The sequence below is a fragment of the Mycolicibacterium sp. XJ870 genome, assembly GCF_053483975.1.
This window is the reverse complement of sequence record NZ_JBEFTI010000001.1, coordinates 645096-665669: the sequence shown is the minus strand read 5'-3', so window position 1 is coordinate 665669 and position 20574 is coordinate 645096. Positions and strand designations below refer to the sequence as shown.

General features: G+C 66.1%; 18 protein-coding genes. 12 read left to right on the top strand and 6 right to left on the bottom strand.

The window, feature by feature from the left end; translation table 11 throughout:
• Window positions 1-3: 3 nt before the first annotated feature.
• Window positions 4-666, bottom strand: a complete 663-nt coding sequence (locus ABQF30_RS03295) for a winged helix-turn-helix transcriptional regulator (protein WP_448461043.1) — start codon at window positions 664-666, stop codon at window positions 4-6.
• 150 nt (window positions 667-816) lie between these two features.
• On the opposite strand from ABQF30_RS03295, the gene ABQF30_RS03290 reads away from it, so the two are divergent.
• Window positions 817-1284, top strand: a complete 468-nt coding sequence (locus tag ABQF30_RS03290; protein ID WP_448461041.1) for a DUF6632 domain-containing protein — start codon at window positions 817-819, stop codon at window positions 1282-1284.
• A gap of 2 nt (window positions 1285-1286) precedes the next feature.
• On the opposite strand, the gene ABQF30_RS03285 is transcribed toward ABQF30_RS03290, so the two are convergent.
• Window positions 1287-2828 (bottom strand): DNA polymerase Y family protein, encoded by a 1542-nt coding sequence (locus ABQF30_RS03285; protein WP_448463403.1) that lies wholly within the window; start codon window positions 2826-2828, stop codon window positions 1287-1289.
• 39 nt (window positions 2829-2867) lie between these two features.
• The gene (locus ABQF30_RS03280; RefSeq protein WP_448461039.1) at window positions 2868-3575 is read right to left on the bottom strand and encodes a DnaE2-dependent mutagenesis accessory factor ImuA'; all 708 of its coding nucleotides are present in this window, start codon (window positions 3573-3575) and stop codon (window positions 2868-2870) included.
• 286 nt (window positions 3576-3861) lie between these two features.
• On the opposite strand from ABQF30_RS03280, the gene ABQF30_RS03275 reads away from it, so the two are divergent.
• The 8 genes from ABQF30_RS03275 (at window position 3862) to ABQF30_RS03240 (ending at window position 12180) form a co-directional block, all read left to right on the top strand.
• The gene (locus ABQF30_RS03275) at window positions 3862-4140 is read left to right on the top strand and encodes a hypothetical protein (protein ID WP_448461037.1); all 279 of its coding nucleotides are present in this window, start codon (window positions 3862-3864) and stop codon (window positions 4138-4140) included.
• A gap of 27 nt (window positions 4141-4167) precedes the next feature.
• On the top strand, window positions 4168-5772 hold the full coding sequence (locus ABQF30_RS03270; RefSeq protein ID WP_448461035.1) for a S53 family peptidase: 1605 nt from the start codon (window positions 4168-4170) through the stop codon (window positions 5770-5772).
• The gene (locus tag ABQF30_RS03265; protein WP_448461033.1) at window positions 5769-6977 is read left to right on the top strand and encodes a zinc ribbon domain-containing protein; all 1209 of its coding nucleotides are present in this window, start codon (window positions 5769-5771) and stop codon (window positions 6975-6977) included. The genes ABQF30_RS03270 and ABQF30_RS03265 overlap by 4 nt, the downstream gene beginning before the upstream one ends.
• Window positions 6974-7699, top strand: coding sequence for a hypothetical protein (locus ABQF30_RS03260; protein WP_448461031.1), 726 nt, complete (start codon window positions 6974-6976; stop codon window positions 7697-7699). Before ABQF30_RS03265 ends, ABQF30_RS03260 begins: the two co-directional genes overlap by 4 nt.
• 267 nt (window positions 7700-7966) lie before the next feature.
• Window positions 7967-8818, top strand: a complete 852-nt coding sequence (locus ABQF30_RS03255; RefSeq protein ID WP_448461030.1) for an SDR family NAD(P)-dependent oxidoreductase — start codon at window positions 7967-7969, stop codon at window positions 8816-8818.
• 8 nt (window positions 8819-8826) lie between these two features.
• On the top strand, window positions 8827-9741 hold the full coding sequence (locus ABQF30_RS03250; protein WP_448461028.1) for a ferritin-like domain-containing protein: 915 nt from the start codon (window positions 8827-8829) through the stop codon (window positions 9739-9741).
• A gap of 31 nt (window positions 9742-9772) precedes the next feature.
• Complete coding sequence (locus ABQF30_RS03245; RefSeq protein WP_448461026.1) at window positions 9773-11263, top strand: flavin-containing monooxygenase; 1491 nt, start codon at window positions 9773-9775, stop codon at window positions 11261-11263.
• Window positions 11263-12180, top strand: a complete 918-nt coding sequence (locus tag ABQF30_RS03240) for a MerR family transcriptional regulator (protein ID WP_448461024.1) — start codon at window positions 11263-11265, stop codon at window positions 12178-12180. The genes ABQF30_RS03245 and ABQF30_RS03240 overlap by 1 nt, the downstream gene beginning before the upstream one ends.
• 66 nt (window positions 12181-12246) lie before the next feature.
• On the opposite strand, the gene guaA is transcribed toward ABQF30_RS03240, so the two are convergent.
• Window positions 12247-13806, bottom strand: coding sequence for a glutamine-hydrolyzing GMP synthase (guaA, locus tag ABQF30_RS03235; RefSeq protein ID WP_448461022.1), 1560 nt, complete (start codon window positions 13804-13806; stop codon window positions 12247-12249).
• A 172-nt stretch (window positions 13807-13978) separates the two neighbouring features.
• Here guaA and ABQF30_RS03230 point away from each other — a divergent pair, with 172 nt between their 5' ends.
• Together ABQF30_RS03230 and ABQF30_RS03225 are read left to right on the top strand one after the other, a co-directional pair.
• A complete protein-coding gene (locus tag ABQF30_RS03230; protein ID WP_448461020.1) occupies window positions 13979-14713 on the top strand; it encodes a beta-phosphoglucomutase family hydrolase in 735 nt (244 codons plus the stop codon).
• A gap of 7 nt (window positions 14714-14720) precedes the next feature.
• Entirely contained in the window at window positions 14721-17075 is a 2355-nt protein-coding gene (locus ABQF30_RS03225; RefSeq protein ID WP_448463401.1) for a glycoside hydrolase family 65 protein, read from the top strand.
• Between the two features lie 4 nt (window positions 17076-17079).
• Here the strand turns inward: ABQF30_RS03225 and ABQF30_RS03220 are convergent, their stop codons facing one another.
• Entirely contained in the window at window positions 17080-17646 is a 567-nt protein-coding gene (locus ABQF30_RS03220) for a TetR/AcrR family transcriptional regulator (protein WP_448461018.1), read from the bottom strand.
• Window positions 17647-17720: 74 nt separating this feature from the next.
• Between ABQF30_RS03220 and ABQF30_RS03215 the strand changes: the two genes are divergently transcribed.
• Entirely contained in the window at window positions 17721-18626 is a 906-nt protein-coding gene (locus ABQF30_RS03215) for a TauD/TfdA dioxygenase family protein (RefSeq protein WP_448461017.1), read from the top strand.
• Here the strand turns inward: ABQF30_RS03215 and ABQF30_RS03210 are convergent.
• On the bottom strand, window positions 18616-20574 hold the full coding sequence (locus tag ABQF30_RS03210; RefSeq protein WP_448461015.1) for a YhgE/Pip family protein: 1959 nt from the start codon (window positions 20572-20574) through the stop codon (window positions 18616-18618). The genes ABQF30_RS03215 and ABQF30_RS03210 overlap by 11 nt on opposite strands.

Below are 20574 nucleotides of genomic sequence, written 5' to 3'. Positions count from 1 at the left end.
GCCTCAGCCGTCGGCCGCCTCCGGCAGCGGGAACAAACTCAGAAACCGTTCAACAACAGCGGTTTCGCCACCCACCGTCGCCGCGCCGGCGCGCAACGCAGTGTCGAGCGGGCGTCCTTCGTAGAGCAGTGCGGCAAGCGTCGGGCGGTCCGTATCCAGCGTCGCGGTAGGGCGATCCGGCTCTGCCCGGGCCACGTGAAGCCGACCGTTCATGACCTTGACGGTGAAGTCATTGCCACTGACGCGAAGCCCGATGGTTGCGTTGAATCCCTTCGCGGCCTGTGGGGTGAACAGCACGCGCAGCGAGAGGATCAGTGAGTCGACGCTGCTCGCAGCAGTGGGGTCGAACGTGGCGGAGTGGCTCCCCCACCGGCCGAGATGGGTTACCACCGGCTCAAGTTCGGCTCCCCATTCCGTCAATTCGTAGACCTCGGCGCCGGCAGGCGGCGGCAGTTTCTTCCGGCGGACGACATCCGCCTCAACCATCTCGCGGAGGCGCTGGGCCAGGATGTCCGCGCTGGCGCCAGACATGCCCGCACGCAGGTCGGTGAACCGCTTTGGCCCAAGTAGCAATTCGCGCACGATCAGCAGTGCCCAGCGCTCACCGATCAGATCAAGCGCATGTGCGACCGCGCACCCCTCGCCGTACTGGCGCTTGCCAACCATGGATGGTCCAACCCCTTTCGACCGCCTGATCGGGCATCCGTGCGCCTAGCCTACCAGCGGGTCGGAAAGTTCATTCTCATAGTTGTTTTTTCCAACTTTCTAGTCGTACTATACGACTAGATTCATTCTCAATCTCAAGGAGAAACTCTGATGTCCAACGACTCTTCACCCAAGCTCAGGGTGTTCCTTCGCGTCTACGGCATATTGACGCTCATCATCTTCGGCCTGCTTTTCGCGGGATTCATGGTGCAGACGCCACTGCTGGCCGAGCAAGGTGGCGTACTGAACTGGGCCATCTGGAATGATGTCCGGTTCGGCGGCGACCACGCCCATGTGCCGCCGATGCTGCTGCTCATCTACGTCGTGTGGGGCGTGTTCCTGTTGCGTGCGGCCGGAAATCCGCGCGCATACTCGTCATTCCTGGACTTCACGATGTGGGCGAATCTCGCGCACGGCGTCCTGATGGTCGGGCAAGCTTTCACGGATCTGGATCGGTACTGGAGCAAGTTCCTGACCGATATTCCGTTCGTGTTGATCCTTGCCGTCGGCATCTACCTGTGGCGACCTCGCACGTCGGAACCGACGGCCGAAACCGCGGCGAGCTCGGAAATCGCCTGAAATCACTCATAGACCCCCTCCAAGTACCATCGCCGCTGCCGGTAGCACAGCAGCAGCGCCAGATCGTTCTCGCCATCCCCCAGCAACACCTGAGCGCGGGCGGTGCGGCCCGCCGCTCGCCCCTCTGGATCCCACCACCGCTCGTCGACCGGCCACGGCCCGGCCCACCAACCCAGCCTGCCGTCGCGTTTACCTGCACCGGCCAATTGGGCCGGGTCGGCCGAGAACATCCCCCGGCTGGTGACCCGAACCGGATTGCCCTGTACGTCAAGGAGTTCCACCGGATCGTCGAGCAGTACGGTCGGCGAAGGCTCGGGCAGCTGGCCGGGCCAGGGCTGGCGCGGGTCGGCCCGGGGCACCGGCTCATCCCCCAACGGAGCGAAGGTGATGCGTTCGGCGGGCCCGCGCCCACCGCTGAGAACCGGCACCTGCACGGCCTCCGGCCCGAGCAGGCCCTGGACCCGCACCAGCGCGCGCCGGGCCCGCAACCGGTCCTCCTCACCGACACCACCCCACAGCGGCAGTTGCAGCGCCGCGGCTGACACCACCTCCACCGGACGCAGACGCAGTACGGTGACCGGAGCGGTGGGCCGCTGCGCGGTGCGACGGTTCAGCCAACCGTCCAACTGCCAGCGCACCCGATCGGCGGTGGCATCCTCGGTCAGTGGTTCAGCACATCGCCAGACCCGTTCCAGCTCTTCCCCATTGGCGGTGAGCGCGTGGATGGCCAACCGGGTACATCCGACACCCGCCGCCTCCAGACTGCGATGCAGGGCGCTGGCCAGTGAGCGACCGGCGAAAGCAGCGGCATCCACCCGCTCGATCGGCGGGTCACAGTTCAGCACCGCATCGAGTTCGGTGGCCGGATCCCGTCCCGACGGGCCCCTGGCCGGCTCACCGCAAGCGAACTGGTGCGCGAGGACACCGTCGGCCCCGAACCGGGAGGCGACATCGGTGCGGGACAACGCCGCGAACTTCCCAAGCGTACGAATACCCATCCGCCACAACAGATCTGCCAGATCTTCGCGGCCGGGTGAGGCCAGCGCCGGTTCAGTGGCCAGCTGCCGGATGGACAGCTCGGACAAGAACGACGCGTCCTGCCCCGGTTCGACGATGCGTCCCGCCCTGGCCGCGAAGACCGCGGTGGACAGCTGATCGGCAACACCGACCTGACATTCCGCGCCCGCCGCTGCCACCGCATCGACAAGCCGTTCGGCTGCAGCCGGTTCGGATCCGAAATACCTTGCCGCCCCACGGACCGACAGCACCAGCAGACCGGGCCGCAGGACCTCCGCGCGCGGCACCAGATCATCGACCGCGGCCGTCACATTCTCGAAATGGCGGGCATCCCTGGCCGAGTCGGCGGTGACGACATGCAGTTGTGGGCACCGAGCCTGCGCCTCGCGGCGCCGCAACCCGCGCCGCACCCCGACCGCACGTGCCGACGCGGAACAGGCGATGACCCGATTGGCCAGCGTGACCGCAATCGGGGTCGTCGGCGAGATGCCCGCTGCGGTGGCCGCAGCGACCGCAGGCCAGTCCATACACCACAGGGCCAGCACCCGGGATCCCGCAGGCACGGCCTAACCGCCTGCCGCACATGCTGATCCGAAGGACCGGCCCCTGCCCTGCATAGCCAGCCGGACCCGGCCGATCCGGCCACGCCCGGGAGTGGGCACGTCCGGGCCCGCGCCGGTCACCTCGTAACCGCATACCCTGGCCTCCAGCCGGGCCGACGCGCCCTGCCAGTCACCGTCGGTCACCAGCAGCGTGCAGCCCTTCTGCCTTGCCCGCGCCACCATCACTCGCGCCCGGCTCGGCGGCACCGAGCGGCCGCCCAGCCCGAGCACCACAAGATCCATGCCGTCCATCAGCACCGCGGCCACCTCGACCGGGTCGGCACCGGGATTCGGAATGACCGCGAGCCTGCTCAGGTCGGCGCCCATTTCCACCGCCGCCAGCAGACCGGCATCGGGCTGGCCGACGATCACGGCATGGCCCCCAGCCGCCGTCACTGCCGCCACCAGGCCCAGCGTCAACGACCGGGCGCCGATCGCCACCGCAACCGTTCCGCGCGGCAGCGCCGTCGGCAACTGGGCAGGCAACGTTCCGGCCAGCGACTCGGGTATCTGCAGCAAAGAATCTTCGGCCGGAAGAAGGTCCTCGGACACCGATACCCCACGGTGCGCCTGGCCGACCTTCCCGGACACCGACGCGATCTTGCGACGGAGGTGTTCTACCTGTTCAGCATGGGTGCGCAGAGGCAAATCCAAGCTAGTCGCAGCTGTCACACCAACACCTCCTACACCATCCGAAACTCAGCACGTTCGAATATATGTTCGATGTCTCGAGTAAACACCTGGCCCCCGACAGCGTCAAGCCGCGAACGGCGGGGTCATCATCGATTGACAGGGCCGGCAGGAATGCCTCTGCGCCTGTCCCCGCATTAAGTTAGAGTTCGTTCGCCAGAACCCGCCTCGGGATGGGATCTGGCGTACGGCGCGTTGCAGATAGTGGAAATCGCAACGCGATTCGTACAGCCAGCTTGACCAACATCGGGGGACAGTGAGGACCATTATGAAGTCAGGACAGTTGAGGCGTCGGCTCACCGTCATCGCGGGCGGTGCCGCGGTCATCGGGATGATGTCGTTCACCGCGGCGTGCGGTACCGAAGAAGAGGCGCCCGAGACCACGACGCCGACCACCACCACGACCACAACGACGACTCCGGTCGCCCCGCCGCCGCCGGTCGAGCCCACCGAGAAGGCTCCGCGCATCGATCCCAATGGCCCGAACCCGTTCTCGCCCAATGTGATCGCTCCCCCGGCGCCCACCGCCCCGCCCGGCGACAACTAAGCACGCACGGTCGCGGGGTAACGCGACGTGCGCGCAGTATCCAGCCACTGGCTACTGGCTCTGATCACGGCCGGCGTGCTGGTGCTGGCGTCTGACCTTCGGGTCTCGCCGGCACCTGGCACGTCGGCCGTGATCGACGGGCCATATGCCCATTTGCTCGGCGCCTCAACAGACCTCGGCCCGGCGCACCAAGGCCGGGTACAGCTCACCGTCACACTGCAGCACTCCGCGCGGCCAGCCGTCCTGATCAAGTGGGCCGGCGAGCAGGGCCTGTCGGTGCGCTGGCGACCGGGCAACGCCTGGGCGATCGTCGAGGGCGCACCGGACCGCATCGCGGACGCCTTTGACGTGGCCGTCCACGACTACCGGGGCCGGCAGGGCCAGGAGTTCTACGCCTCACCGCACCAGCCGACACTGCCGGAAGCGTTGCAGGGCGAGGTCCTCGAACTCGGCCGAATTCTTGGCTACACCCCGCACAAGATGTCACTGCCGTGGTTCTTCCCACTCGACGTTCCGGATCAGGGCTTGACGCCGAGCGCGTTGCTCCAGACCTACAACGCCGACGCGTTGGCGGCCCAGGGCTACACCGGCAAGGGGACCACGATCGTGATCTTCGCCTTCGACGGGTACAACCAGGCCGATCTCGACAGCTTCACGACGCTGTGGAACCTGCCCCCGCTGAACCCCGTCCTGATCGGCGGGCAGCCGAGTGAACCGCGCGGTGAGACCACGATGGATCTCGAAGTAGCCCACGCCATCGCGCCCGATGCGCGGAAAGTGGTCATCAACGCACGCCCGACGGTCGAAGGCGACGGCGCCTACGAGAAGATCGGCCAGATGCTCGAGTCCGCCGATCAGCAGTTTCCCGGCGCGGTGTGGAGCTTCTCGATCGGCTGGGGCTGCGACAAACTGCTCACCGCCGCCGACCTCGCCCCGGTGCGATCGGCGCTCGCCGCCGCGCATGAGCGCGGCACCACCGCGTTCAACGCCAGCGGCGACCTCGCCGGCCTGGAATGCAAAGGCGGACAAGACTGGTCGTCACCGCCGGGCTCCGACGACATCGGGCTGGACTCGGTGGCCTCGCTGCCGGAGATGACCGATGTCGGCGGCACCACGTTGTCGACCACTGCCGACGGCCAGTGGCTGGGTGAGCAGGCCTGGTTCGACGTGCCACTCTCACTGGGCACCGGCGGCGGGGTCTCCGCATTGTTCGACCGCCCGGAATGGCAACGCGCAGTGTCCAGCCCGGATGCGACGGGCGAGGACGCCGGGCGACGATTGACTCCTGACATCGCGGCGGTGGCCGACCCCTTCACCGGGGTGCGGATCGTGTTCAACCAGAAGAACCTGGTCGGCGGCGGCACGTCGCAGTCGGCGCCCATCTGGGCCGGTCTGGCGGCGGTGATGAACCAGTACCTGATCGAGCACGGCGGCAGGCTGATCGGTGATCTCAACCCACAGCTCTACCGCATCGCGGCAGGCGCTCCATTCCCGGCGTTCCGTGATGTCACGCTCGGCGGCAACGCGGTGGCCAGCGCCGGGCCCGGTTATGACATGGTCACCGGGCTGGGGACGCCTGACGTGGAGAATCTGGTCAAGAACCTTCTCGCGCTCCAGAAGGCGAACCGATGACACAAACACCCGACGAAGACGCCGTGCCCACCACCGAGTGCCGGGTCTGCAAGGTCGACGTTCCCGCGGGCAAGTACTGCGGGCTGTGCGGCGTGCACCTGAACAAGGAGCCCGGCGACGGTCCTGAATGGTTACGCGTCAGTGCATCCTGCGTTGCGCCCGAGGAACACCTGCTGCGCCCGTCGATCACCAGTTCGTTGTTTCCGCACCTGTCGCACCGTTCCCGAATGCCGTTCCGCCTGCTGCTGCTGGTCCTGCTGGCGGGACTGGTGACCTGCGCGCTGCTGCGGTTACCCGCGGCGCTGATCGCCGTCGCCGCACTGGGTTTGCCGCTGCTGTTCCTGATCTATCTCCAGGAGTCCGACGCGTTCAGCGATCTACCCGCCGGCACCCTGGTGATCACGGCGGTGCTGGGGATCGCGCTGGGCATCGGCTGGGTGCTCCTCACCGGCTCGATGATGGCCCGGTCCTACGGCGTCCCGTTGGGCTCCGGGTTATCCGTTTACCAGATATTGCGTAGCGGGCTGGGCGTTCCGCTGGGCGGTCTACTGCTCATGCTGGTGCCCGCGGTGGTGGTTCGGCTGGTGCGGCCGCCGAGCCGGGAATCGTTGGACGGGTTCATGATCGGCGCCCTGGGCGCCACCGCGTTCACCGCCGCTGCCACGCTCACCCGGCTGGCCCCACAGCTCACCACCGGGATGGTGGCCAACAACCGCCCGATGTCGGGCCTGTTGGTCGAGGCCGGCATTCGCGGTGTGGCGATGCCGTTGACCGCCGCGGCCGTCGGCGGCCTCGTCGGCGCGGCACTGTGGTTCACCCGCCCCCCGAGCAAGGTCCACCAACATCCCGGCTATGTGCGGCTCGTTCTGCTCTTGTGTGGTCTGGCCGTGCTGGTTGTCTACGCCGGGTTCGGGCTGATCGACGTTGTCCGCGTACCGCAATGGCTGCAGCTTGCAGTGCATCTCGCGATTGCACTGGTGGCGCTGTTCGTGCTGCGGGTCGGCCTGCATCTGGCGCTCCTGCATGAGGCGCACGACGAGATCGCCTCCGATCAACCCATCCTCTGCCCGCGGTGCGGCCACGTCGTTCCTGACATGGCGTTCTGCGCGCACTGCGGTGCGGCTACCCACGCGTCCTCGCGGTCTTCTCGATCAGAGCGTCGCGAACACCGACCGGTACGTGACCGGCGCCCGGAGACGCCGTGAGCACACCCACGCTGTTCCCCGGCTATGCGGTGCCCGCCGGGACCTACGAGGCGAAGCCGACGCGACGGGTCGCACCGCTGAAGCTGCTGGCGATCTGGGGCACCGGAATCGCGGTGGTGGCCGGCCTCCTGGTCTGGGTGTCAGGTTCGTTGAGCACGCCACCGGCACGGTATATGTGCCCCCCGGACTGCGGACAACCGCCGACCGGGGAGCCGGTGGCGATCAACCCGGTGTTTACCGCAGCGGACGGCAGCTTCTCCGTCTCCTACCCCGTCGCCGGTGCGGCGTACAACGTCACCACCGAGCCGACCGGGGTGACCGCGGAGTTCACCGGCGGTGACGGCGGCATGATGCAGTTGTTCAGCGAGCCCGCCGGTGGCCGTACCCCGCAGGAGATCGCGAATTCTCTTGTCGAGCAGACCTTCCCGGACACCAAGACGGCCTACGAGATCCCCAATGCGATGGTCGGCTATCAGCCCGGCTTCGGCTTGGTAGCCGACTGTTGGCCTCAAGGCGCCAGCAGTAACTACATGCGGATGCGGGTGATCGTCATGGTGGCGGTGAAGAATGACCTCGCACTCGTCGCATCGGCTGTCGGGCCCTACCACGAGTTCGGCCCGACGTCCGGAATCGGCAAGCCGTCCGGCGCCAATCTGCAGCTTGCCCTCGATATGGGTAAGTACGTCAACAGCTTTCGTTGGCGCGGGGATCCAAACCGGTAACAGCCTCCCACGCGAGCAGCTATCGGTGGCTACGTCCCCGTGGCGGTGGATGAAACTTGTGTCGATGTGCGGTTTCATACGCGACTCGCCCATGCGCGCGCATTAAACCGCACACTCGACGCCGGTGGCGTTCGTCGATTTCCGAGAGAGACGCAAGAGGCTTGCCATCAACGAATGCTGACATTGACAAATGTCACCAATTGTTGGTGTACTCGTTGGACACTTCGACGAGGAGGTCGGCATGCCGGGATGCATGCAGGTAGCCGGATGAACATCTTCGGCAACAACCGCAAACGCAGCCGCGGCGCCAACGCCGTCGTCACCGGCGCAGGCAGCGGTATCGGCGCGGCGTTCGCATCCGAACTGGCCTCCCGCGGCAGCCAGGTCGTCTGCAGCGACATCGATGAGAACGCGGCCCGCGCCACAGCCGAGGCGATCACCGACAACGGTGGCCGGGCCACCGCAGTGCGTTGCGATGTGTCACAAATCGACGACGTCACCCGGCTCGCCAAGGACGCCGAAACGTGGTTCGACGGACCACCGACGCTGGTGATCAACAACGCAGGGGTGGGCGCGGGCGGACTGCCGGTCGGAGAGGTCAGCCTCGACGACTGGAACTGGGTGCTCGGCGTCAACCTGTGGGGACCGATTCACGGCTGCCACGTGTTCACCCCGATCCTGCGAGACGCGCAAACAGACCAACCACGCGGCATCATCAACGTCGCATCTGCGGCTGCATTCGGTGCCGCACCGGGGATGGCGGCCTACAACGTCAGCAAGGCCGGAACGTTGTCGCTGTCCGAGACACTCGCCGCCGAACTGGCGGGCACCGGCATCACCGTCACCGCGCTGTGTCCGACGTTCGTCAAGACCAACATTCTCGAATCCAGCCGCATCTCAACTGAATCCAGCCAGTTCGCCGACCGGCTGATGCGTTGGACTGGATTCTCCGCGCAACGAGTGGCCCGCATGTGCCTGGATACCAACGACCGTGGCGGGCTGTACTGCATGCCGCAACCCGATGCCCGGATCGGCTGGGGCATCAAACGACTCACCCCGACGGTGTACACCCGCGCCGTCGGTCTGACCACCCGCATCACCGGTTCCCTGGAGGGTTAGCAGTGGCAATGGACATGGACAAGATGCTGGCGAAGATCAAGGACCGCCAGTGGGCACTGGCCGACATCGATTGGGACGCCCCCGGCGCAGAGACCATCACCGACGAGATGCGGCCCAAGCTCAAGGCTTTCATGGCCGATCTGTGTTGGATCGAGAATGTCGGAGCCCGTGGATTTGCGGCCCTGGCCAAGAAGGCCCCGACGCCGACGATCGCGGAGATCTACCGTTACTTCCACGCCGAGGAACAACGCCACGCCAACGCCGAACTGGCACTGATGAAGCGTTGGGGCATGCTCGATGACGGCGAAATGCCCGAGCCCAACGTCAACATCCGCCTGGCGATCGAGTGGCTCGACACCTACGCCGACAACATGTCGCTGTCCATCCTGGGTACCGTCATCCCGATGCTCGAGGTGGCGCTCGACGGCGCACTGCTGAAGTTCCTGCTCGAAGAGGTCCACGACCCCGTATGCCATCAGGTGTTCGAGAAGATCAACAACGACGAATCACGGCACATCGCCGTCGATTTCGAGGTCCTGAACATGATCGGGCAAGCCAACGTGCGCCGACTGGCCGTCGAGTTCGTGGGAAACATAGCGTCACCCGGAGTGATCATCGGCACGTTGATGTACGTGCCGCTGCTGAACCGGATGCGCAACAACATCGTCGACATGGGCCTGCAACCCGACAAGCTCTACAAGGCCATGATGCGGTTCAAGGAACTCGGGGGCCGCGCTGAATACACCTGGCGGGTACCGACTTACCAGTTGTTGAAGCTGCACTCACGCATGGTGGTCAAACCCAGAAACCCCTATCACTGGATCGCCAACCCCATGGTCTGGGCCTCCGACCGCTACCCCAAGAAGCTGCTCAAACCGGTACCGAGCTGGTTCAAAGAACTGACCCACGAGCCGGCGGCCTGACGTGGCTACCCACGTAGTCGATGCTCCTCGTGTGCGCACCACCTACGACACGCTCATTGTCGGAGCCGGATTCACCGGGATAGGCACGGCCGTCAAGCTCATCGAGGCCGGCGTCGACGATTTCGTCATCCTCGATCGCTCGGACCGCGTCGGCGGCACGTGGCGGGACAACACCTATCCCGGTGCGGCATGCGATATTCCGTCGTTGCTGTACTCGTTCTCGTTCGTCAAGAACCCGGACTGGTCCCGCGCATACTCTCCGGCCGACGAAATACGCCAGCACATCGAGGACATGGTCGACACCTTCGGTCTGCGACCCCGCATCCAGTTCGGAGTCGAGGTCAACGGGCTCGCGTTCGACGAGACCGACGGCGTCTGGATCGTGAAGACCACAGGCAGTAGGCAATATCGGGCCCGCACCGTCGTGCTGGCCTCCGGTCCCCTGCCCGACCACAAATGGCCCGACATCCGCGGCCTCGACACCTACACGGGCCACAAGATCCACAGTGCCCGCTGGGACCACGACTACGACTTCACCGGCAAGCGCGTCGCCGTCATCGGCACCGGCGCGAGCGCCGTGCAGATCATCCCGGAACTGGTGAAGACGGCGGGCTTCGTCAAGGTGTTCCAGCGGACCCCGGGCTGGGTGATTCCGCGGCTGGATATCGCCACGCCTCCGGTAGCACGGACATTGTTCGCGAAAGTGCCTGCGGCCCAACAACTTGCCCGACAGATACTGTTCTGGGGTCATGAGGCCAGCGCAACGGCGATGGTGTGGGATACCCCGCTGACCGGGCTGGTTGCGCGCCTCGGCAAGGCGCACCTGCGCCGTCAGGTCGCCGACCCGTGGCTGCGCAGGCAGCTGACCCCGGACTTCACTCCGGGCTGCAAGCGCATGCTGGTCTCCAGCGATTACTACCCCGCGCTGCAACGGGACAACTGCAAGCTCATCGACTGGCCGATCGCCACGATGAGCCCGGTAGGTATCCGCACCAGCGACGGCATCGAACACCACTTGGACGCCGTCGTGTTCGCCACGGGCTTCGACGTGCACCTGACCGGCCCGCCGTATCCGGTCACCGGCCTGGGCGGACGCTCGCTGGCCGACGAATGGTCCAGCGGCGCACAGGCTTACAAGAGCATCAACGCACACGGCTATCCGAATCTGTTCATCATGACCGGTCCGAACTCCGGGCCGGGCCACAACTCTCTGCTGGTTTACGTCGAGGGCCAGATCGACTATGCGGTCAGAGGCATCAGCACGGTCCTGCGCAACAATCTGCGCTACCTGGATGTGCGTGCCGACGTGCAGCAGCGGTACAACACCTGGCTGCAGAAAAGGCTGACCAAGACCACGTGGATGACCGGCTGCAACAGCTGGTATCTGACCGCCGACGGATTCAATGCCTCGATGTACCCCGGGTTCGCCACGCAGTATCTTCGACAGATGCGGGATTTCCGGTTCGGTGACTACAACGTGGCTGCGCACGATGCGTCGGTCGCGATCTGTTCCTCGGCCTGATGCCTCCCGCCAAGCAGCCCCGTCAGCAGGCGAGCGCGATATCGAGCATCCTGACAAGCCTGCGTCGGGCGCCCAGGCAGATCCGCCGCAGCAGCCGCGACGTCGTCGAAACAGCGGTATCCCAGCTGTTCGACGCGGCCGTGCAGCCGCACGGCGCGGCGGCATTCGGTGAATACCGCATCGAGGAGCTCGCACAGCTCGCCGGCACCACCACCCGCAACATCCGGGTGTACCGCGACCGAGGCCTGCTGCATCCACCGCTGCGAGTCGGCCGCATCGCGTTGTTCAACGACACCCACCTGACCCGGCTTCGCCTCATCACGTCGATGCTGGATCGGGGCTACAACATCGCCCACGTCCACGAGATGCTCTCGGCGTGGGAACAAGGCAAGGACATCGGCGATGTGCTGGGCCTGGAGGATGCGATCGCGGGCAACTGGGCGACCGAGAAGTCGCAGCGGATGCCGCTCGCCGAGGCCAGACGCCTGATCGGTGACGGGGCCGCCTTCGATCGACTGGTCGGAAACGGAGTGATCCGGCTAGACGACTCCGACGCAATCGTGGTGCGGCCCAAGCTGATCGAGGCGTTCAACGAGATCCGCCAGTACGGCGTCGGGATCGACACCCTGATCGACATTCACGAACAGGTGGTGCCCCACCTCGATGAGATCAGCTCGATCCTGGTGCGCGCGGGCGTCGACCAGGTGGCCGAGAAGATCAAGCCGGGCGAGTCGCTACCCGCCGATACCGAAGTGGCCGAACTGATCACGATGCTGGTGCGGTTCCGGACCCAGGCCGTCGCCGCGGTCAGTGCGACCCTCGCATCCTCCATCGAATCGACCATCGAGTCGGTTGTCAGTCAGATGTTGACCGAATACCTCGAGAAGGCTGCGACCGAGCCCGGCGAGCAGACGTGAAAGCCCCCGGGAAAGCGTGTTCCCGGGGGCCTGCGTGTCTGCTCGCGGAAGAAGGCGCGGGGAGAATTACTCCCACTCGATGGTGCCGGGCGGCTTGCTGGTGATGTCGAGCACCACCCGGTTGACCTCGGGCACCTCGTTGGTGATGCGCGTCGAAATCCGTTCCAGCACTTCGTAGGGCACCCGCGTCCAGTCCGCGGTCATGGCGTCCTCGCTCGACACCGGCCGCAGCACGATCGGATGGCCGTAGGTACGCCCGTCACCCTGCACGCCGACCGAACGGACGTCGGCCAGCAGCACCACCGGGCACTGCCAGATCTGATGGTCCAGGCTCGCGGCGGTGAGCTCTTCCCGGACGATGGCATCGGCGCTGCGCAGCGTGTCCAGCCGCGGTGCCGTCACCTCGCCGACGATGCGGATACCGAGACCCGGGCCCGGGAAGGGTTGGCGCCCAACGATTTCCTCGGGCAGACCGAGCTCCCGGCCGACCGCACGCACCTCGTCCTTGAACAGCAGGCGCAGCGGTTCGACGAGTTTGAACTTGAGGTCGTCGGGCAGGCCGCCGACGTTGTGGTGGCTCTTGATGTTGGCCGTGCCGGTGCCGCCGCCGGATTCGACGACGTCGGGATACAGCGTGCCCTGGACGAGGTAATCGATCTCGCCCCCGCTGGAGCCCAGGGTGTCGCGCACCGCGCCCTCGAACGCCCGGATGAACTCCCGGCCGATGATCTTACGTTTGCCCTCAGGGTTGGTCACCCCGGTCAACGCGTCCAGGAAGCGGTCGGCGACGTCGACGGTGACCAACTTGGCGCCGGTCGCGGCGACGAAATCGCGTTGGACCTGCGCGCGCTCCCCGGCTCGCAGCAGGCCGTGGTCGACGAACACACACGTCAACCGATCACCGATGGCACGTTGCACGAGTGCGGCGGCCACCGCGGAGTCGACGCCACCGGACAGCCCGCAGATGGCCCGGCCGTCGCCGATCTGTGCCCGCACCTCCTCGATCAGTTGCTCGGCGATGTTGGCGGCCGTCCAGGTCGCGCCGATACCGGCGAACTCGTGCAGAAACCGGCTGAGCACCTGCTGCCCATGCGGGGAATGCAAGACCTCCGGGTGATATTGCACGCCGGCCAGGCGGCGCGCGCGGTTCTCGAACCCGGCGACCGGGGCGCCCGCGCTTGAGGCGACGACGTCGAAGCCCTCCGGCGCGGCGGTGACCGCGTCGCCGTGGCTCATCCACACCGGCTGGATCGCGGGCAGTTCCGAGTGCAGGTCACCGCCGGACACGTTCAGTTCGGTCCGGCCGTATTCGCTGGTGCCGGTGTGCTCGACGGTGCCGCCGAGCGCCTGGGCCATGGCCTGAAAGCCATAGCAGATGCCGAATACCGGCACGTCAAGGTCGAACAGAGCGGGATCGAGCTGCGGCGCTCCGTCGGAGTACACGCTGGCCGGCCCACCCGACAGCACGATGGCCTGCGGGTCCTTGGCCTTGATGTCTTCGACACTGGCGGTGTGCGGGACGACCTCGGAGTACACCCGCGCCTCACGGACCCGGCGCGCGATCAGTTGGGCGTACTGGGCGCCGAAGTCCACGACGAGGACAGGGCGGGGAGTTGGTGTTGCCACCGGTTCAGTCTAAGAGCTGCGCTGATTCCGTCTGCGGCGCCACAGGTCGGGTGTCCGTTTGGCTGGTGCGGCCTGAGCGGCACCGACCAGAAATCTCATTGCCGGTATGTCAGCGCCCGAAAATGGGCATGGTGAAGTAAGTCCTGTTGGCTACCGGAAGCGGGGTTTGTCTGTGCTGGGCCTGCCAGAGCAGATAACGGCGTGCCTGTTCGATCTCGACGGCGTGCTCACCGACACGGCGAGCGTGCACAAGAAGGCCTGGAAGGCCATGTTCGACGACTACCTTCGGAAGCGCGCCGAACGCACCGGGGAACAGTTCGTCCCGTTCGACATCGCGTCCGACTATCTGCAGTACGTCGACGGCAAGCGCCGGGAGGACGGGGTCCGGTCGTTTCTGGCCAGCCGGGACATCGAGTTGCCCGAAGGCGGGCCGGACGACACCGACGACACCGAATCCGTGCACGGCCTGGGCAACCGCAAGAACGCAATGTTCCACAAGACCCTGCGTGAGGAGGGTGTCGAAGTGTTCGACGGATCCCGGCGGTATCTGGAAGCAGCGACAGCGGCCGGGCTCCGGCGCGCCGTGGTGTCTTCCAGCGCCAATACCCGCGAGGTGCTCGAAATCACGGGACTGGCCGAGTTCATCGAGCACCGGGTTGATGGTGTGACGATGCGTGACGAACACATTGCCGGCAAGCCGGCGCCCGACAGTTTTCTGCGGGCCGCCGAACTGCTCGACGTCTCACCGGAGCACGCCGCGGTGTTCGAGGACGCCCTGTCCGGGGTCGCCGCCGGGCACGCCGGGAAGTTCGGCTTCGTGGTCGGGGTCGACCGGGTGGGGCAGGCCGAGCAGCTGCGCCGCGACGGCGCCGACATCGTGGTCACCGATCTGGCCGAGCTGCTGTAGCGACATGATGATCACCCACGATGCCTACCCGGTCGAGCCCTGGCAGGTGCGCGAAACCCGGCTCGACCTGAATCTGCTGGCGCAGTCCGAATCGCTGTTCGCACTGTCCAACGGACATATCGGGCTGCGCGGCAACCTCGACGAGGGCGAACCGCACGGTCTTCCCGGTACCTACCTCGCCGGGTTCTTCGAGGTGCGCCCACTGCCCTATGCCGAAGCGGGGTTCGGTTATCCCGAGGGCGGCCAGACCGTCGTCGACGTCACCAACGGCAAGATCCTGCGGCTGCTGGTCGATGACGAGCCGTTCGACGTGCGCTACGGCGAACTGATCGGCCATGAACGGACGCTGGACCTGCGGGGCGGGACGCTGACCCGGCACGCCCACTGGCGATCACCGGCGGGCAAGCAGGTACGCATCGTCTCCACCCGGCTGGTGTCGCTCGCGCACCGCGGTGTCGCCGCCATTGAGTACATCGTCGAGGCCATCGACGAATTCGTCCGTGTCACAGTGCAATCCGAGCTCGTCACCAACGAGGACCAACCCGAGACGACGGACGATCCACGTGTCTCGGCGGTCCTCAAGCATCCGCTGCAGGCCGTCCATCACGAGAACACCCAGCACGGCGCGCTTCTGGTGCACCGCACCCGCGGCAGTGGGCTGATGATGGCGGCCGCGATGGATCACGACGTCGAGGTGCCCGGCCGCGTCGAGGTCAGCACCGACGCCTTTGAAGATCTGGCGCACACCACCGTCATCTGCGGCCTGCGCCCCGGTCAGAGGCTGCGCATCATCAAATATCTCGCGTACGGGTGGTCGAGCCTGCGGTCCCGTCCGGCGCTGCGCGATCAGGTTGCCGGCGCCATCACCGGCGCACGCTACAGCGGGTGGCAGGGCCTGCTGGACTCCCAACGTGCCTACCTCGACGATTTCTGGGACTCCGCCGACGTCGAGGTCGAGGGCGACCCCGACTGCCAACAGGCGGTGCGCTTCGGACTGTTCCACGTCCTGCAGGCCAGCGCCCGGGCCGAGCGGCGCGCCATCGCTGGAAAGGGGCTCACCGGAACCGGCTATGACGGCCACGCCTTCTGGGACACCGAGGGTTTCGTACTGCCGGTGCTGACCTACACGAAACCGCAGGCGGCCGCCGACGCGCTGCGGTGGCGGGCGTCCACACTTGAGCTGGCCCGGGAGCGGGCAGCGCTCCTCGATCTGAAGGGCGCGAGCTTTCCGTGGCGGACCATCCGGGGTGAGGAATGCTCGGCGTATTGGCCGGCCGGCACCGCGGCCTGGCATATCAACGCCGATATCGCGATGGCCATCGAGCGGTATCGCGTTGTCACCGGCGATGATTCGTTGGAAAAGGAATGCGGCCTTGCGGTGCTCGTGGACACCGCGCGGTTGTGGATGTCGCTCGGCCACCACGACCGCCACGGGGTATGGCATCTGGACGGGGTGACCGGGCCCGACGAATACACCGCGGTGGTGCGCGACAACGTGTTCACCAATCTGATGGCGGCGCACAACCTGCGGGTGGCTGCCGACGCGTGCACCCGCCACCCCGATGCGTCCTATGAGATGAGGGTGACCACCGAGGAGACCGCGGCCTGGCGGGACGCGGCTGATGCCGCCCACATCCCCTACGACGAGGAGCTTGGCGTCCACCCGCAGTGCGAGGGCTTCACCACGCTCGCCGAATGGGATTTCAAGGCGAACACGACCTACCCGCTGCTGATGAACGAACCCTACGTGCGGCTCTATCCGGCCCAGGTGCTCAAGCAGGCCGACCTGGTGCTGGCGATGCAGTGGCAGAGCCACGCCTTCACGCCAGAACAGAAGGCCCGCAACGTCGACTACTACGAGCGACGCACCACGCGTGACTCGTCGCTGTCGGCCTGCACGCAGGCGGTGATGTGTGCCGATGTCGGTCATTTGGAGCTCGCGCACGACTATGCCTACGAGGCCGCCATGATCGATCTACGCGATCTGCACAACAACACCCGCGACGGGCTGCACATGGCGTCGCTGGCAGGCTCCTGGACCGCGCTGGTCGCCGGATTCGGTGGGCTGCGCGACGACGAAGGCATATTGTCCATCGACCCACATCTGCCAGATGGCATCGCGTGCCTGCGTTTCCGCTTGCGCTGGAAGGATTTTCGGGTGACCGTGCAAGCCGACCACTCCGAGGTCACCTACACGGTGCGCGACGGGCCTGACCACTCACTGGCCATCCGGCATGCCGGTAAAGACCTCGTCCTGAGCACCCAAACGCCGACAACTGTTGCGGTGCAACCGCGTCAACCGTTATTGCCACCCCCGCCGCAGCCGCCGGGACGGGAGCCGATGCGTCACCGCGCGGGCTGATCCGTCAAGGTTCGAGCAGTCGCGCGATTTCGGCGTTGACCGCTTCGCGCACGTCGTCAACGGTCATCTCCTCGATGCCAAGGGCTGACCGCAGGAACGGTTCGAACAGACGCCAACCCAATTGCAGGGCAACGGCGTTGGCAACAGCGAGGCGACCGCTGCGCTGGTCGTCAAACCGCGGCAGCACCCGCTCGAGCAACATCGTGACGCCCGGAAACTGGGTCTGCAACTGGCCGACCGGATAGCCATCGAGTAACGCCCTGGCCATCACCCGCATGTGCTGATCCATCGTCCGCTCGACCACGTCGGGAGGGGCGCCCTCCTGGAGGTGAGTCGTCAGCGTGGCACCGAGGTGGTCGAGCACCGCACCGACCAGTCGTTCCTTGGTGCCGAAGTGGCGGTAGATCAGCCCGTGGTTCACGTTGGACCGGGTGGCGATGTCACGGATGGACGTTGCCACCGGCCCGCGCTCGGCGAACAGGTCTGCTGCAGCGGCCAACGCTGCGGCGACGACTTCCTCCCGGCCCACCGGACTCGCCGCGGCCTTGGCCGGTGGCATGGGTGTAGTCATGTGGCTACACTAGCCGACATCACGGTGTAGTCACTTGACTACACCAGAGCTGACCAGCGCAAAGGATATCGCCGATGACTGCTCCCGCCACCGCCACTCTGACCGTGACAAAGCTCGGAAGCCGGATCGGCGCCCGCATCGATGGCGTGCGCCTGTGCGGCGATCTCAGCGCTGATGTGGTGAGCCAGATCCGAGGCGCCCTCCTGCGCCACAAGGTGATCTTCTTCCGCAACCAGCAGCACCTGACCGATGACGAGCACCACGCCTTCGCCGGCCTACTCGGCACCCCCGTCGGCCACCCGACGATCGGCCAGGCCATGGGGCAGGAATCGATCATCACGCCGATCGACTCCGAGTACGCCAAAGCGACCCGCTGGCACACCGACGTCACGTTCACGCCCAATTACCCTGCCGCGTCGATTCTGCGGGCGGTCACCTTGCCCAGCTACGGCGGCTCGACACTGTGGGCCTCGACCGCCGCGGCCTACGACGCACTGCCCGAACCGCTCAAGCACCTCACTGAGAATCTGTGGGCGTTGCACAGCAATCGCTTCGATTACGCCGCGGCGTCCACAATCACGCTGTCCGAAGAACAACAGCTCATGCGGGCCGCATTCGAGAAGCCGGATTTCCGCACCGAACATCCGGTGGTGCGGGTCCATCCGGAAACAGGTGAGCGCACGCTGGTGGCAGGCGATTTCGCGCGCGGCTTTCTCGGCCTGGACAGCCACGAGTCGGCGACCCTGCTGGAATTGCTTCAGCGTCGCATCACCATGCCGGAGAACACCATCCGCTGGAACTGGGCGCCGGGCGATGTGGCGATCTGGGACAACCAGGCCACCCAGCACCGTGCGGTCGACGACTACGACGACCAGCACCGCGTCATGCACCGCGTCACGCTGACCGGTGACGTCCCGGTCGACGTGCACGGGCGTCGCAGCCGGCCCCTCGGCGACGCCGCACTGCTGATCACATCTTGATCGCCGGCATCAGCCTGGTGAGGTTCCAGAGCCGGTTGCGCCGGGCGGACAGTGACGAGATCAACAGTGCACCAGCGCAGATGCAGAGCAGCGTGATGATCGCCTGCCACAACCGGAAGTCGATGCCGCCAAGGATGAGTTGGCGTAATCCGTTGACTCCGTAGGTCATCGGGTCATAGTGGTGCAAAGTCTGGAAGGGTCGCGAGGTGGTTTCCACCGGGTACATCCCGCCGGCACTGACCAGCTGCAGCATGAGCAACGCCATGATCAGCACGCGCCCCACCGCGGGACCGAGGAGTGCATTGACGGCCTGGGTGGCCGCGATGAACGCACACGAGATCAGCATCATGAACGCCAGCATCGCCACGGGGTGCGTGACCTGCATGCCAAGAGCGAATCGCACCACGCAGTACAAGATGATCGCCTGGAAGATCCCGATCACCGCCGCAGGCAAGTAGCTGGCGAGCACCACGCGGATCGCGGGCACCTCGGCGGCGATCGGGCGGTTCTGCAACGGCCGCAACACCATCCACAGCACGAGCGCGCCGAAGAACAGGGCCAGCGTGATGAAGAACGGTGCCATGCCCGTGCCGAAGTTGGGTGCGGCGTTCTCATGCGCGGTTTCCAGGTGAACCGGACCGCCGATCGTGTCGGCGATCGCATCCTTCTGCTGGCTGCTCCAGTCGGGAACCTGTTCGGCACCGTCGGCGAGCTTGGTCGCCAGCTCACCCGATCCGGCCCGCAACTGCCCGGTGCCCGACTTCAGCTGCCCGGCACCGTTGTCGAGTTCGGCAATGCCACTTGCTAATTCAGTGTTCCCCGAGGCGAGCTGCTGGGCTCCGTTGCGGAGCTGGTTCAGCTTGTTCGTGAGCTCCTGGTTCTTGGCGCCGACGTGGTCGAGGCCGGAGCTCAGCGGGCTGCCCGGGGTACGCAGGGTCGACGTCATCGAGATCGCGGCGTTCTCCGCGTCGGTGAGTTGTTGGCGGATCTGCGGGGTGAACTGCTGCGCACGGAGCTGGTCCTGTATCCCCCGCAATGTCCCGGCGGCATTGTTGGCCAACGGGTCCCGGCTGGCCGACAGCTGATCGATCACCGGTGAGAGTGAGTTGGCGGCGGTGTCCTGTGCAGCGGCGATACCCCCGATCTGGTCGTTGGCCTGCCGCAGTGCGGTGGCGCCCTGCTGCAGTTTCTCGGTGTCGCCGCCGATCTGCGACATCGCTTTGGTCACCGCGACCAGCGGGTCGGTGGCCTTGGTGATGCCGTCGGATAGCTGCTTGGCGCCGGTGGCGAGCTGCGCCGAGCCAGAGCGGGCGGTATGAAGTCCGGCCGTCAGCTGACCGGCACCGTCATCGACCTGCACTGCCCCGTCGGCCAGTTGCCGGGCACCGTCGGCGGCTTGCTCGATCCCGGCACCGGAGGTGACCACCACGGACAGCACCTGATTGACCGCCTGCCCGGAAATCCGCGTCGACACGGCATTGAGCACCTGGTCGATGGCGGTGCGGCCGATGTTCGACGAGATGTAGTTGTTGGCGTCGTTGTAGACGGCGATCAGATCGGCCTGCTTCGGTTCCCCGGTCAGCGGCGATGCGATCGCTTCACTGAAGTCAGCGGGTAATTCGAGCATGAAGTAGTACTCGCCGTGTTCGACTCCGGTGCGCGCCTCGTCGGGGTCGACGACGTGCCAGTCCATGCTGCCGTCATCGGTGAGGCTCTTGGCGATCTCAGCACCGGCATCCAGGTGTTGTCCGGAGACGTCGGCGCCACGATCGGAATTGACAAGTGCCACCGGCATTTTGTCCACCTGACCGAACGGATCCCAGTACGCCCACAGGTACAGCGCGCCGTACACCAGCGGCAGCAGCATCAGCACCACGATCGCCGCCCGGGTCATCCGGCTTCGGGCGAAACGTTTGATTTCCGAGCCGAAGGCAAGCCCAGCTGGCAT

Bases quoted from the DNA above. Each gene is read 5' to 3' on its own strand.
- ABQF30_RS03295 (WP_448461043.1), bottom strand. From the start codon at position 666: ATGGTTGGCAAGCGCCAGTACGGCGAGGGGTGCGCGGTCGCACATGCG.
- ABQF30_RS03290 (WP_448461041.1), top strand. From the start codon at position 817: ATGTCCAACGACTCTTCACCCAAGCTCAGGGTGTTCCTTCGCGTCTAC.
- ABQF30_RS03285 (WP_448463403.1), bottom strand. From the start codon at position 2,828: ATGGACTGGCCTGCGGTCGCTGCGGCCACCGCAGCGGGCATCTCGCCG.
- ABQF30_RS03275 (WP_448461037.1), top strand. From the start codon at position 3,862: ATGAAGTCAGGACAGTTGAGGCGTCGGCTCACCGTCATCGCGGGCGGT.
- ABQF30_RS03265 (WP_448461033.1), top strand. From the start codon at position 5,769: ATGACACAAACACCCGACGAAGACGCCGTGCCCACCACCGAGTGCCGG.
- ABQF30_RS03255 (WP_448461030.1), top strand. From the start codon at position 7,967: ATGAACATCTTCGGCAACAACCGCAAACGCAGCCGCGGCGCCAACGCC.
- ABQF30_RS03250 (WP_448461028.1), top strand. From the start codon at position 8,827: ATGGACATGGACAAGATGCTGGCGAAGATCAAGGACCGCCAGTGGGCA.
- ABQF30_RS03240 (WP_448461024.1), top strand. From the start codon at position 11,263: ATGCCTCCCGCCAAGCAGCCCCGTCAGCAGGCGAGCGCGATATCGAGC.
- ABQF30_RS03225 (WP_448463401.1), top strand. From the start codon at position 14,721: ATGATCACCCACGATGCCTACCCGGTCGAGCCCTGGCAGGTGCGCGAA.
- ABQF30_RS03220 (WP_448461018.1), bottom strand. From the start codon at position 17,646: ATGACTACACCCATGCCACCGGCCAAGGCCGCGGCGAGTCCGGTGGGC.
- ABQF30_RS03215 (WP_448461017.1), top strand. From the start codon at position 17,721: ATGACTGCTCCCGCCACCGCCACTCTGACCGTGACAAAGCTCGGAAGC.
- ABQF30_RS03210 (WP_448461015.1), bottom strand. From the start codon at position 20,574: ATGCCAGCTGGGCTTGCCTTCGGCTCGGAAATCAAACGTTTCGCCCGA.